Below are 13,508 nucleotides of genomic sequence, written 5' to 3'. Positions count from 1 at the left end.
CCGGGGTCAGATCCCTTTCGCACCGCGAAAGGGATCTGACCCCATCAGCATTCCCGACAACTGCCGTTGCGACTGCAATGCTCGCCGGATCGCCGCCACATCCGCGGCAGGAATACCCTCCTCGATGAACTCCGCATAGCGCCTGCGCCGTTCATCCAGATCCAAGGCAATCAGCTCGAATGCCGAATGCGGTTCAAGCAGCGCATTCGGCATGCCCTGAGCATTCGCCCGATAGCTCGACCAGCGATAGTCACCCGGGCGCGCCACCCTCCCCGCACGGACAGGGTTGAGCTCGATGTAGCGCTGGCAGGCCAGCAGATAGCGATCCGTATCCACCCGCGTGGAATGGAAACGCCCCTCCCACAAGGTTCCAGTGCGGCCCTGCCGATCATTCACCCGGCGCACGTAGGTCCGGTTCACCGCCTGCATCATCCGCGACAGCCCGCCGGAAACATCAGGCGTCACCAGAAGGTGGACGTGGTTGTCCATCAGCACATACGCGTGAATCCGGCACTGTTGCTGGCCCCCGTGGTGACTCAGCAGGCGCAGGTAGGCGACGCGGTCGCCATCGGTGAAGAACACGGGCTGGCGATTGTTACCGCGCTGGACGACATGTTGCGGGTATCCGGGTGCATCGATCCGTGGTGGCCTTGGCATGGGCTCCTCCTGGAAACAAGGGGTCAGAGCCCTTCACTGCGCAAAGGGATCTGACCCCAAGCATCCGCCGGTTCCGTGCCCATGCCAGTCGGTCCATGGCCTTCCGTTGGGTCAGTAGACGCCGGGGTCAGATCCCTTCCGCCGCGCGAAAGGGATCTGATCCCATGTCCCCATTTGCGGCCGCCCACGCCCCACCTAGAATGGCGCCATGAGCACCCTGACCTTCCGCGCCGCTACGTCGGCCGATATCCCTGCCCTGATCTCGCTGGTGACCTCCGCCTACCGGGGCGACGCCAGCCGGGTCGGCTGGACCACCGAAGCCGACCTGCTGGACGGCGCCCGCATCGATGCCGAAGGCATCCAGACCGACCTCGACCGTCCCCGCTCGACCATCCTGCTGGCGGAGCGCGAGGGCCACCTCGTGGCCTGCGCCCACGTCGCCGATGTAGACGGCAAAGGCTACTTCGGCATGTTCTCGGTCGATCCGGCCCAGCAGGGGGGCGGCGTCGGCAAGCAGCTGATGGATGCGGCCGAAGCCCACGCCGCGCGCGAATGGGGCGTGCCGGTGATGCAGATGACCGTGATCGACGTGCGCGACGAACTGATCGCCTTCTATGAGCGCCGTGGCTACCGCCGCACCGGCATCAAGAAGCCGTTCCCCTACGGCGACGAGCGCTTCGGCATTCCCAAGCGCGACGATCTGCGCTTCGAGATCCTGGAAAAGCCGCTGGTGGGAGCCCCCGCATGAGCGACGCGTGGACCTTCGTCTGCGCCGGCAGCGACCTGCTGCCGGGTGAAATGAAGAGCGTGTTCGACGAGGTTACCGGTACGCCGATCGTGGTGTTCAACCTCGACGGCGAGCTGTATGCCCTGGAAGACCAGTGCACGCACGAGGAATTCGAGTTGTCCTCCGGCGAGTTCAACACCACCGAAGGCAGCGTCGAGTGCGTGCTGCACGGTGCCCGCTTCGACGTGCGTGATGGCCGTGCCCTGTGTGCCCCCGCGTACAGCCCGGTCCCCAAGTTCCCGGTCAAGCGCGAGCACGACGCCATCTGGACCCGCGACGACCGAGACTGACCGGCGCGCCCGCCCCCCGCCCGGGAAGGCCCTGCAGGCGCCCACAGGGCCGCGAGTGGCCAGGTACAGACCTCCCGCAACAGCGGAGATGCGAATCATTATCGTTGCTGTTACTCTACGTAACATCTTCGTAATGCCCATCGCCGCGCCATGGCCTCGCCCGCGCCCATCGCTACGCTCTGCCAGCTTGCCCGCACGGGCGGGCCGCTGTTGGCTGCGCTGCTGCTGGCACTGCTGCTGGGATGGTCGGCGCTGCATGAAGGGTCGCGCAGCTCGCTGGTCACCACGCCGGCGCTGCAGGCGCAGGACAGCCTGCCCGCAGCGCCTTTCGGCACGCCGCCCCGCGAGCAGGCCATGCCACGGGTGGAAGCCGAGCCCGATGACAGCCGGAGCATCAAGTCCCCGCTGCTGCGGCAGTTGTGTGGCCCGCTTCCAGTGCCGCCACCGGTGCCGGCAACCGCGCCGTCACCCTACCCGGCCCCGGCGCTCCCGTCACGCTACCAGCACCCCCCCGGCCAGGCGCCTCCGTCCCTGCTGAGCTGACGCTCTCCCCGGCCGCGCCCGGGCGTCCGGCGCTGCCCGGACCTCCACCTCCGATCCCGCTTCGAGTCCGCTTCCGATCCTGCCTGCCGCGCCGTCATCCGGCACCGGCGGATCGTTCCTGTCCCGCTACCCACCCAGACCCATGAACCCGATCAAGAGCCGCAAGCACGCCTCCCCACTCCGCAACCTGCCGCTGGCGACCGCCAGTCTGGCCGCCGGCCTCGGCCTGGCCACGCTGCCCGCGCTGGCCCACGCCGAAGCGACCGACAATGCCCGCACGCTGGACAAGATCGACGTGCACGCCACGCGTGGCTACAAGGCCGACAAGGTCGCCTCGCCGAAGTTCACCCAGCGCTTGCAGGACACCCCGCAGACCATCCAGGTCATCACCAGCGACCTCTTCAACCAGCAGGGCGCCACCACCCTGACCGAAGCGCTGCGCAATAGTCCGGGCGTGGGCACCTTCTATGCCGGCGAGAACGGCAACACCACCACCGGCGATGCGCTGTTCATGCGCGGCTTCGACACCTCCAACAGCCTGTTCGTCGATGGCGTGCGTGACCTCGGCTCGATCTCGCGCGACGTGTTCAACATCGAACAGGTGGAAGTGACCAAGGGGCCAGCAGGGACCGACAATGGTCGCTCGGCGCCGACCGGCGCCATCAACCTGGTGAGCAAGCAGGCCACCCTGCAGGACGCCACATCGGCCAGCGTTTCGCTGGGCAGTGACCAGCAGCGCCGGACGACCGGTGACTGGAACCAGTCGCTGGGCGCGACCAGCGCGCTGCGCGTCAACGCGATGTGGCAGGACAGCGACCAGCCCGGCCGCGATCATGTGCAGAACAAGCGCTGGGGCCTGGCCCCGTCGCTGGCGTTCGGCCTGGGCACGGCCACCCGCTACTACCTCAACCTGCTGTACGTGAAGCAGGACAACGTCCCCGACGGCGGCGTGCCGACCCTGGGGCTGCCGGGCTGGACGCCGCAGCCGACGCTCGAAGCGCTGGCCGGGCATCCGGTGGATCCGGAGAACTTCTACGGCACCCGTGCCGACCACGACGACGTGACCGCGAAGATGGCCACGTTCCGCTTCGAACATGATTTCAACGACAGCGTGCGCCTGACCAATACCGCGCGTTGGGGCCGCACCGAGCAGGACTACCTGCTCACCGCGTTCATGGGTACCGGCGCGCTCGGCGCCAATGGTCGTCCGACCGGCAACATCGGCTACACCAACCCCGCCGACCGTTCGACCTACACGATCGCGCGCAGCCTGCCGACCTTCAAGGACCAGCGCAACACCATCCTGACCGACCAGCTGAACCTGCGGGCCGACTTCAGCACCGGCGCCATCGGCCATGCCCTGAGCGCAGGCCTGGAGTTCACCCGCGAAGAACTGGACAGCTACGGCCAGGCGGCCACCGGCGGCACCAGCTGGCCTGCCGCGAACCTGTACGACCCGGACTGGAACGTGACCGGGCTGACCTGGGCGCATAACGGCGCCGATGCCCACGGCAAGACCACCACGTCCTCGGCGTATCTGTTCGACACGCTGGCATTCGGCGACAGCTTCCTGCTGACTGCCGGCGTGCGTGCCGACCACTACAAGACCGAGTACGCCAGCGCCTCGGTCTGCGGCGGCCGGAGTGGTCCCGCCTGCGGCAGCAATCCGGCCGGCACCGTGCTGCGCAACCCCACGCTGGAGGCCTCCGACACTCTGTTGAACTGGAAGCTGGGCGCGCTGTACAAGGTGGGCGACACGGTCAGCGTGTATGCCAACTACGCGATCTCGCAGCAGCCCCCGGGCGGTGCCAACTTCCAGCTGAGCAGCTCGGCCAGCAGCGTCGACAACCCCAAGCTGGACCCGCAGAAGGCCAAGACCTTCGAGGTCGGCAGCAAGTGGGCATTCCTGGATGATGCACTGGCCGTCAACCTGGCGTTGTTCCAGACCGACGTCGACAACGAGATCAATACCACCGTGCTCGACGAGGCCGGCAACCCGACCCAGACCGGCAGCAAGCGCGTGAAGGGCGTGGAGCTGTCCGCCGTGGGCCGCCTGACCGACAACTGGTCGGTGTCTGCCGGTTTCAGCCACCTCGACACCGAAGTGAAGGAAGGCGCCAAGGTCGCTGCCGACGGCACCACCAACCTGACGTACACGCCGGACGATACGTTCACCGGCTGGACCAGCTACACGCTGGCCCACGGCATCACCGTCGGGGGTGGCGTGCGCTACGCCGCCGGCATGCATCGTGGCACCGACGGTGCTGTCGGCACGCCGTCATTCACCAAGTCCTACGTGGTGTACGACGCCGTGGTGTCGTGGGCGGTCAACGAGAACATCTCGCTGCGCTTGAACGGCTACAACCTGTTCGACAAGGCCTACGTGGCCAGCATCAACAAGAGCGGCTACCGTTACACCCCGGGTGCCCCGCGCACCTTCCTGCTCAGCGCGGACATCCGCTTCTGATGTCCTGGCGCGGGGGAGCCCGGCTCCCCCGCGCAACGACGAGACGACACCATGCTGCTGCACATTCCCAACGTGCTCACCGCTGATGAAGTGGCACAGGTCCGCAAGCAACTGGACACCGCGGACTGGACCGATGGCCGCGAGACCGTGGGTGCCCAGGGTGCGCAGGTGAAGCACAACGAACAGCTGCCGGACGCGTCACCGGTGAAAGCCGAGCTGGGTGCCGGCGTGCTCGCCGCACTGCGGCGCAGCCCGCTGTTCTTCGCTGCGGCACTGCCGTTGAAGATCCTGCCCCCACGCTTCAACCGCTACCGCGGCGGCGGCACCTACGGCTTCCACGTCGATGGCGCAGTGATGAACCTGGGCAACGGCGAGCAGCTGCGCTCGGACATCTCCTGCACCCTGTTCCTGTCGGCGCCGGACGAGTACGACGGCGGCGAGCTGATCATCAGCGACACCTACGGCGAGCACGAGGTGAAGCTGCCAGCCGGCGACCTGATCGTCTATCCCTCCAGCAGCCTGCACCAGGTCAATCCTGTTACCCGGGGCGCGCGCGTGGCGTCGTTCTTCTGGGTGCAGAGCATGATCCGCGACGATGTACAGCGTCGCCTGCTGTGGGAAATGGACACGTCCATCGAGCGCCTGCGGCAGACCGGAGGCGACGCTGATGCGGTGCTGCAGCTGACCGGCGTGTATCACAACTTGCTGCGACGCTGGAGCGAGGTCTGAGCCACTCCAGGCCGCGCCCCTACATTTTAGCAATCATTCTCATTTGCATCCGCTAACAGCTCTCATTACAATCACGCCCCGTTGATGCTGGCCGTTGCCGGCAAACCATCTGGGGACCCCCGCTTGCTGCGCCCGCTCCGCCCTCGCCCACTCATCCATCGCAAGATGGGCACCGCCATGCGCGGCCAGCGTCCCGCGCTGGCCAGCCTGCTGGCATGGGTGGCGATGCTGGCGTTGCTGCTGGGCACCCTGCCGCTGCTGCCGCACCCGGCCACAGCGATGACCTTGCAGATGCCGCTGGAAGAACGTGGCGGCGAAGGCCCGTTGCAGGAAGAAGCCCCGGCCAAGCTGCGCCGCTGTGCCTCCGCCCCGGTAAAAGCGGCCGAGAAGGCGCCGCCGCTGCTGCTGGCCAGCCAGTGGCTGCGTACCGAACTTGAACTCGTACCCGTCACGCCGGCCATGTCCGGTGTGCGCCCGGACTGGCCACTGGCCGCTCCGGACACGCCTTGGGCCGACGCGCCCGGGCGTCGCCAGCAACGCGGTCAGGCGCCGCCGCTCGCCTGATCCACGGCCCGACGTGACCGCCTGCGCGGTCGCGTCCACACGCCGCTGACTGCTTCTTCCCTGCCGCCCCTGACCGGGCTTTCCCTGCCTGCCGTGTGCGCTCCGCACCCGGCATCGCGCTGCCTTACATCCTTCGAGGTATCTGCCATGGCCCAGCGCCATCGTGTCCGTTCGTCCCTGTCCCGCCCCCTGCTGACCAGCGCCGTGCTGGCGGCGATGGCGGCCCCAGCTTTCGCCCATGCAGAGATCGCCGGAGCGCCGCAGACCCTGGACAAGGTGGTCGTCACCGCCTCCGGCTTCGAACAGAAGATCACCGATGCCCCGGCCAGCATCAGCGTGGTCAGCCGCGAGGAACTGAGCAAGCGCCCCTACACCAGCCTGGTCGATGCGCTGCGCGATGTGGAAGGCATCGACGTCGGCCTGGAAGCCACCGACAAGAATGGCCGCGCCACCGTCTCCATGCGTGGCCTGCCCTCGGAATACACCCTGGTACTGATCGACGGCCGCCGCCAGAGCAACGTCGGCCAGCTGTATCCCAACAACTTCGGTGGCGGACAGTTCTCCTACCTGCCGCCGCTGGATGCGATCGAGCGCATCGAAGTGGTGCGCGGCCCGATGTCCACGCTGTACGGCTCGGATGCGATGGGCGGTGTCATCAACATCATCACCCGCCGCAACCAGGACAGCTGGCACGGCGCGCTGACCCAGGGCTTCACCGTGCAGCAGGACGACCAGTTCGGCGATGCCCGCAGCACCGACGTGTACCTGAGTGGTCCGCTGCTGAAGGACCGCCTGGGCCTGTCCGTGCGCGGCAGCTACTACGATGCGAAGGCGTCCAATCCGGAATGGGATGCGCTGCCGTTGCCCGATGGCACCCTGTGGGAACGCAGCATCGGCTTCGGAGGTGGCGGCAAGTCGGTGGCCAACACCAACTGGAACACGGGCGTGCGCCTGAACGTCCACGTCAATGACGACCACGAACTGTGGCTGGACTACGACGTGTCGCGGCAGAAGTACGACAACAGCGAGGGCCAGACCGGCACGCTCGACAGCCTGGCCAGCCTGTGGCGCGTCGGCAATGCGGTCATCCCCGATCCGGATGGCGGCGGCACCATCACCCGCCGCGTGGTGCAGCCGCGCGTGGGCTACACCGCCTACCAGCGCTATGAGCGTGACCAGGTATCGCTGACCCATCAGGGCCGCTACAGCTTCGGCACCTGGCAGACCTCGCTGACCCACAGCAAGAGCAGCAACCTCGGCCGTTCGCTGCCACTGACCCTGGACGAGCGCGCCAACCTGCAGACGCTGTGGAATGACGTCTGCCGCCGCACCGGCGCCGCCAACAACTGTGCGGCCGGTCGTGGCAATGCGCTGTCTGCCCTCGACCCGAGCGAGATGGCGCGCCTGCAGGCGTTCCTGCCACGTCCGCTGCGCACGATGGAGCTTGAGGGTTACGTGCTCGACACGATGCTCGACCTCGATTTCGGCGCGCACAAACTGACCGTTGGCGGACAGTACAACGACACCGACATGGTCGACGGCGTGTTCGGCATGGATGGCGCCGGCTACCGCAGCAACACCCGGCAGAAGCACCGCATGTGGGCCCTGTTCGCGGAGGACAACTGGGCACTGACCGATACCCTCACGGCGACCTTCGGCCTGCGCTACGACGACCACAACGTGTTCGGCAGCCATGTCAGCCCGCGCGGCTACCTGGTGTGGAATGCGAGCGACGCATGGACCTTCAAGGGCGGTGTCAGCACCGGCTACAAGACCCCGCGCCCGGACCAGCTGTTCCCGGGCATCACCGGCTTCGGTGGGCAGGGCGTGCTGCCGCTGGTCGGTTCGCCGAACCTCAAGCCGGAAACCAGCACCAACTACGAGCTGGCTGCCTACTACGAAGGCCAGCGCTGGGGCTTCAACGTCACCGGCTTCTTCAACCGGTTCGACGACAAGATCGCCAGCGGCGGCACCTTCCCGAACTGCGAGGTGGCTCCGGCCGGCAGCGGCTACTGCGTGGACATCGGGCCGGGCTGGGCCTCGCTGGGCTACAGCACCTTCACCCAGAGCGTGAACATCGACAAGGCCGAAACCCGTGGCGCCGAACTGGCCGCGCACGTCGATCTGCTGGAAACCCTGCAGCTGCGGGGCAACTACACCTGGACCCGCAGCGAACAGACCAGTGGCCCGCAGAAGGGACTGCCGATCAGTGGCACCATGCCGGCCCGGCATATGGCCAACGCCAGCCTCAACTGGCAGGTCAGCGACGCGGTCAGTCTGTCGCTGATAGGAGAAGGCCGCTACGACCGCTACCGCGATACGATCCTCGATGCGGCCGGCAACAGCCACGACCGCGTCTACGAGGACTACACGATCTTCCACCTCGGCGGCAGCTGGAAGGCCAACGCATGGCTGACCGTCAACGCACGCGTCAACAACCTGCTCGACAAGGACTTCGTCTCGCAGTCGTGCCTGCTGATCAGCCAGAGCGAGTTCAGCTGCGTGGACGATTACGCGACCAAGGACCAGCGCCGCAGCTACTGGATCTCGCTCAACGCGAGGTTCTGAGGCGACCCTGCCCGGTGCCGGCCGTGGCCGGTACCGGGATACAGAACGATACGCAATTGCGAGCTATTCTCATCAATGATGTAATGCGCAGTCCGCATCCGTCCTGAATCCCCGTCGTGAGCCGTTCCGTTCCCTCCAACGTGCAGCAGCAACAGAGCCGCGGCTTCTGGCTGCGGACGCTGCACCAGTGGCACTGGATCAGCTCGGCGGTGTGCCTGATCGGCATGCTGCTGTTCGCGGTGACCGGCCTGACCCTCAACCACGCAGCGAAGATCGAGGCCAAGCCCGAGGTGCAGAACCAGCAACTGCAACTGCCGGCCGATCTGCTCGGCCAGCTCGGCACGCGCGAGGACGGCCACGCGCCGATCCCCCGCCCGGCCCGGCAATGGCTGGATACGCAGCTGGGCATCGCCATCGGCGGTCGCCCGGCCGAGTGGTCGGCCGAGGAGATCTACTTGTCGTTGCCGCGACCCGGCGGCGACGCCTGGCTCAGCATCGATCGCGAAACCGGCGCGGTGGAATACGAATCAACCTCCCGCGGCGTGGTGTCCTACCTCAACGACCTGCACAAGGGGCGCAACGCGGGCCCGGCGTGGGGCTGGTTCCTGGACCTGTTCGCCGTGGCCTGCCTGGTGTTCTGCATCACCGGCCTGTTTCTGCTGCACCTGCATGCACGGCAGCGGCGCATGACCTGGCCGCTGGTCGGCCTCGGCCTGATGATCCCGCTGTTGATCGCCCTGCTGCTGATCCACTGAACCATCGAATCCCCTTCACCGGAGCCGCCCCATGCGCGTCACCCTGACCATCGCCCTCAGCGGCCTGCTGGCCACCTCGCCGGCCTATGCCGCCACGCTCGACATCAACGTCGAGGTGCCCAAGCTCAATGTCGCCGAGTATCACCGTCCCTACGTAGCGGTGTGGCTGGAAGGCGCCGACCAGAAAGTCGCGGCCAACCTGTCGGTCTGGTACCAGCAGACCAGCAACAGCGAAGGCCATGGCACCAAGTGGCTGCCCGACCTGCGCCAGTGGTGGCGCAAGAGCGGCCGCACCCTGCAGGTGCCGGTGGACGGCGTGACCGGCCCGACCCGCCCGGCCGGCAAGCACGCGCTGTCGTTCAACGACAAGCAGCCGGCGCTGAAGCAGCTGGCCCCGGGCAACTACACCCTGGTGGTGGAAGCGGTGCGCGAAGTCGGTGGCCGCGAACTGCTGAAGATCCCCTTCACCTGGCCGGCCACCGCCGCACAGAACGGCAAGGCGCAGGGCGCCACCGAACTGGGCCAGGTCACCCTCGCCATCAAACCGTAACCGCCTGAGCCGGGGTCAGAGCCCTTTCCGTTGGAAAGGGGTCCGACCCCGGGGTCGGCCCCCTTCCACAGGAAGGGCTCTGACCCCACCCTTCCAACGTCCCTGGAGTCTTCCGCATGAAGCGCACGCTCGTCCTCGCCGCCGCTCTGGCCGCTGCCCTTCCCTTTTCCGCACTCGCCCACAAGGCCTGGCTGCTGCCTTCGCAGACCGTGATCGCCGGCAATGCGCCGTGGATCACTGTTGATGGTGCGGTCTCCAACGACCTGTTCTACTTCAACCACGTGCCGCTGCGCCTGGAATCGCTGGTGATCACCGCGCCGGACGGCAGCAGCGTGCAGCCGCAGAACGCCTCGACCGGCAAGTACCGCAGCGTGTTCGATCTGGAGCTGAAGCAGCAGGGCACTTACCGCATCGCTTCGGTCAATGACGGCCTGTTCGCCACCTACGAACAGAACGGCGAGCGCAAGCGCTGGCGCGGTACCGCCGCCACCTTCGGCGAACTGCCCAAGGACGCGGAGAAGCTGGAAGTGAGCCAGTCGGTCGGCCGCGTGGAGACGTTCGTGACCAATGGCGCGCCGAACGATACCGCACTGAAGCCGACCAACCGCGGCATCGAGCTGGTTGCGGTCGGTCACCCGAACGACCTGTTCGCCGGCGAGGAAGCCACTTTCCGCGTGCTGGTCGACGGCAAGCCGACGGCTGGCCTTGCCTTCGAGATCGTGCGCGGCGCCACCCGCTACCGCAACGCGCAGGACGAACTGAAGGTGACCAGCGACGCCAAGGGCGAAATCAAGGTGACCTGGCCGGAAGCCGGCATGTACTGGCTGGAAACCGGCACTGAAGACAACAAGACCTCGGTGAAGCAGGCCGCCAAGCGTCGCCTGAGCTACGTGGCCACGCTGGAAGTGCTGCCGCAGTAATGGGGACCGCGATGCCGGGCACGCCCCGGCATCGCAGCCGCCACGCCCCGTCATGACCGATTCCCTGCTCGACATCGCCCGCCTCGGCGGCACCACCATGGGCACCACCTGGAGCGTGTCGCTGGTCGCGCCGCGCCAGCGCGACCTGCACCCGCTGCACGCCGGCATCCAGGCGCGCCTGGATGATGTGGTCGCGCAGATGAGTACGTGGGACGCCGGCTCGGACCTCAGCCGCTACAACAGCGCCGATGCAGGCCAGTGGTGCACCCTGCCTGCCGAAACCCGTCACGTCCTGTCCTGCGCGCAGTCCATCGCTGCCGCCAGCGACGGTGCGTTCGATCCCACCATCGGCCCGCTGGTGGCACTGTGGGGTTTCGGTGCACATGCCGGCGAAAGGCGCCAGCCCGATGCCGCCGCCGTGCAGGCCACGCGCGAGCGCTGCGGTTGGCAGCGGTTGCAATGGCGCGGCGATGCGCTGCTGCAACCCGGCGGACTGGAACTGGATCTCTCTGCGATCGCCAAGGGGTTCGGCGTCGATCACGTGGCCGCGTGGCTGCGCGATCAGGGCATCGCTGCTGCACTGATCGAGGTCGGTGGCGAACTGGCCGGCTACGGCCGCAAGCCCGATGGCCAACGGTGGCGCGTGCTGGTGGAATCGGCGCCGGAAGAAGACGCGCACGCCAAAACACCACCGCGGGTGCTGGCGCTGGACGGCAAGGCGGTCGCTACCTCCGGCGATCGCTGGCATCACTATCAGGCCGATGGCGAGGCCTACAGCCACAGCCTCGACCCGCGCACCGGCAGGCCGGTACGCCAGGTTGCAGCGGCGGTGACGGTGGTCGCCGACGACGCGATGCATGCTGATGCCTGGGCCACCGCACTCACCGTACTCGGCCGCGAGCACGGCATGGCGCTGGCCGAACGCGAAGGACTGGCCGCACGCTACCTGCATCGCGCAGCGGATGGCCCGCACGAGTTTCTCAGCAGCGCCTTCCAGCGTCTGCTCGACGAGCGGGACGCATGAGCGCACGGCCGTCGCGCGCGCTGCTCGGCAACGCGCTTGTACTGATCCTGCTGGCGCTGATCGGCTGGGCGCTGCTGCGACTGCATCTCGGCGAAGCCTGGTGGCAGGGCGCACCGCCGGCGCGGCAATCGCAGATCGCCATCATCGCCACCGCGCTCTATGCGCTGGTCTGCACCGCACTGTGGTGGCGTGGGCGACCGCGCGACGATGCTGCCTCTGGCGACGTCGCGCCGATCCTGCTGGTCTGGTCCAGCCAGACCGGCTTCGCCCGCGAACTGGCCGAACGCAGTGCCGAGGCATTGCGTGGTGCCGGCGTGCCGGTGCGTGTGCGCGGTCTGCATGAGGTCGACGCCACGTTGCTGGCCGGCAGCCAGCGTGCACTGTTCATCGCCAGTACCACCGGCGAAGGCGACCCGCCCGATCATGCAGTGCCCTTCCTGCGCCATGTGATGGCCCTGCCGTCATCGCTGCAGCATCTTTCGTACGGCGTTCTCGCCCTGGGTGATCGCAGCTACGGTCACTTCTGCGCCTTCGGTCACCAGCTCGACGACTGGCTGCGCCAGCACGGCGCACATGCCCTGTTCGACGCCATCGAGGTCGACAACGCCGATCCCGCTGCACTGCGGCACTGGCAGCAACTGCTCGGACAACTTGCCGGTGGCGCCAGCGAACTGCCCGACTGGAGCCCGGCCGAATACCAGCCGTGGACGCTGCTGCAACGCCGGCACCTCAATCCCGGCAGCCAGGGCGGACCTGTGTACTGGCTGCGCCTGCAGGCGCCTGCCATCGACGGCGTGCGCTGGCAGGCCGGCGACATTGCCGAGATCGGCCCGCAGCACGCGCGGCACAGCGCGCGGGCCTGGCTGGAATCACAGGGTTTCGATCCGCAGACGGTGCTCGAGGACGGCCAGACGCTGCTGGCCCGTGTCGAACGCTCGCACCTGCCCTCACTGGTGCCACCGGGTGATCTGCCCGCCCTGCTGGCGGCCCTGCAGCCGCTGCCGCATCGTGAGTACTCCATCGCTTCGGTGATGGAGGATGGTGCGGTGGAACTGCTGGTGCGCCGGCAGCTGCGTGCCGATGGCACGCCCGGCATCGGCAGTGCCTGGCTGTGCGACCACGCCGTCATCGGCGAGCCGGTACAACTGCGCCTGCGCCGCAACGACAACTTCCACGGTGCCGCCGTTGCGGCGCCGCTGCTGCTGATCGGCAATGGCACGGGCATCGCCGGCCTGCGTGCACACCTGCATGAGCGCGCGGCCGTCGGCGCGCACCGCACCTGGCTGCTGTTCGGCGAGCGCTCGGCCGCGCACGACTTCCATTTCGGTGACGAACTGCGGGCGATGCTGGCGGCCGGCACGCTGCAGCGTCTGGATACGGTGTTCAGCCGTGACGGCGGCAGCCACCGCTACGTGCAGGACCGCCTGCTGGCGGAGGCGGCAACGCTGCGGCAATGGGTCGATGAAGGTGCCACGATCCTGGTCTGCGGCAGCCTGCAGGGCATGGCGCCGGCCGTGGATGCGGTCATCGAGCAGGTGCTGGGTACCGACGGCAAGGAGGCCCTGCTGGTGGCCGGCCGTTACCGCCGTGATGTGTATTAGCCCAGGCAGCGCCCAGCGCATGCGCGGATGATGCCCATCGGCGCATGCGAATC

General features: G+C 67.6%; 13 protein-coding genes. 12 read left to right on the top strand and 1 reads right to left on the bottom strand.

Translation table 11 applies throughout. The annotated features are described in order from the left end of the window. Nucleotides 1–6 precede the first annotated feature (6 nt). Entirely contained in the window at nt 7–657 is a 651-nt protein-coding gene (locus ACZK08_RS04680; protein ID WP_065182416.1) for a transposase, read from the bottom strand. A 208-nt stretch (nt 658–865) separates the two neighbouring features. On the opposite strand from ACZK08_RS04680, the gene ACZK08_RS04675 reads away from it, so the two are divergent. The 12 genes from ACZK08_RS04675 to ACZK08_RS04620 all read left to right on the top strand — a co-directional run bounded on the left by ACZK08_RS04675 (nt 866) and on the right by ACZK08_RS04620 (nt 13,455). Then, nucleotides 866–1,405, top strand: coding sequence for a GNAT family N-acetyltransferase (locus tag ACZK08_RS04675; protein WP_065182417.1), 540 nt, complete (start codon nt 866–868; stop codon nt 1,403–1,405). Beyond that, a complete protein-coding gene (locus ACZK08_RS04670; RefSeq protein ID WP_053516647.1) occupies nt 1,402–1,734 on the top strand; it encodes a non-heme iron oxygenase ferredoxin subunit in 333 nt (110 codons plus the stop codon). Before ACZK08_RS04675 ends, ACZK08_RS04670 begins: the two co-directional genes overlap by 4 nt. Nucleotides 1,735–1,884: 150 nt before the next feature. Then, a complete protein-coding gene (locus ACZK08_RS04665) occupies nt 1,885–2,277 on the top strand; it encodes a hypothetical protein (protein WP_065182418.1) in 393 nt (130 codons plus the stop codon). A 142-nt stretch (nt 2,278–2,419) separates the two neighbouring features. Further along, nucleotides 2,420–4,744, top strand: coding sequence for a catecholate siderophore receptor Fiu (locus tag ACZK08_RS04660; RefSeq protein ID WP_065182419.1), 2,325 nt, complete (start codon nt 2,420–2,422; stop codon nt 4,742–4,744). Nucleotides 4,745–4,795: 51 nt separating this feature from the next. Continuing rightward, nucleotides 4,796–5,473 carry a Fe2+-dependent dioxygenase gene (locus tag ACZK08_RS04655; RefSeq protein ID WP_065182420.1) on the top strand — a complete coding sequence of 226 codons (678 nt, stop codon included), beginning with the start codon at nt 4,796–4,798 and terminating at the stop codon, nt 5,471–5,473. Between the two features lie 165 nt (nt 5,474–5,638). Then, nucleotides 5,639–6,037 carry a hypothetical protein gene (locus ACZK08_RS04650; protein WP_065182421.1) on the top strand — a complete coding sequence of 133 codons (399 nt, stop codon included), beginning with the start codon at nt 5,639–5,641 and terminating at the stop codon, nt 6,035–6,037. 147 nt (nt 6,038–6,184) lie between these two features. Continuing rightward, on the top strand, nt 6,185–8,605 hold the full coding sequence (locus ACZK08_RS04645) for a TonB-dependent receptor domain-containing protein (RefSeq protein ID WP_065182422.1): 2,421 nt from the start codon (nt 6,185–6,187) through the stop codon (nt 8,603–8,605). Between the two features lie 116 nt (nt 8,606–8,721). Further along, complete coding sequence (locus ACZK08_RS04640; RefSeq protein WP_065182423.1) at nt 8,722–9,360, top strand: PepSY-associated TM helix domain-containing protein; 639 nt, start codon at nt 8,722–8,724, stop codon at nt 9,358–9,360. 31 nt (nt 9,361–9,391) lie between these two features. After that, nucleotides 9,392–9,910 carry a DUF2271 domain-containing protein gene (locus tag ACZK08_RS04635; protein ID WP_065182424.1) on the top strand — a complete coding sequence of 173 codons (519 nt, stop codon included), beginning with the start codon at nt 9,392–9,394 and terminating at the stop codon, nt 9,908–9,910. A 116-nt stretch (nt 9,911–10,026) separates the two neighbouring features. Beyond that, nucleotides 10,027–10,830, top strand: a complete 804-nt coding sequence (locus ACZK08_RS04630) for a DUF4198 domain-containing protein (RefSeq protein WP_053516637.1) — start codon at nt 10,027–10,029, stop codon at nt 10,828–10,830. Nucleotides 10,831–10,882: 52 nt separating this feature from the next. After that, complete coding sequence (locus ACZK08_RS04625; protein WP_065182425.1) at nt 10,883–11,854, top strand: FAD:protein FMN transferase; 972 nt, start codon at nt 10,883–10,885, stop codon at nt 11,852–11,854. After that, nucleotides 11,851–13,455: a sulfite reductase subunit alpha gene (locus tag ACZK08_RS04620; protein WP_065182426.1), complete on the top strand. Its 1,605-nt coding sequence runs from the start codon at nt 11,851–11,853 to the stop codon at nt 13,453–13,455. The genes ACZK08_RS04625 and ACZK08_RS04620 overlap by 4 nt, the downstream gene beginning before the upstream one ends. Nucleotides 13,456–13,508 lie beyond the last annotated feature (53 nt).

It is taken from the genome of Stenotrophomonas sp. 112478_Sma (genome assembly GCF_056479905.1).
This window is presented reverse-complemented; position numbering and strand designations above follow the sequence as displayed.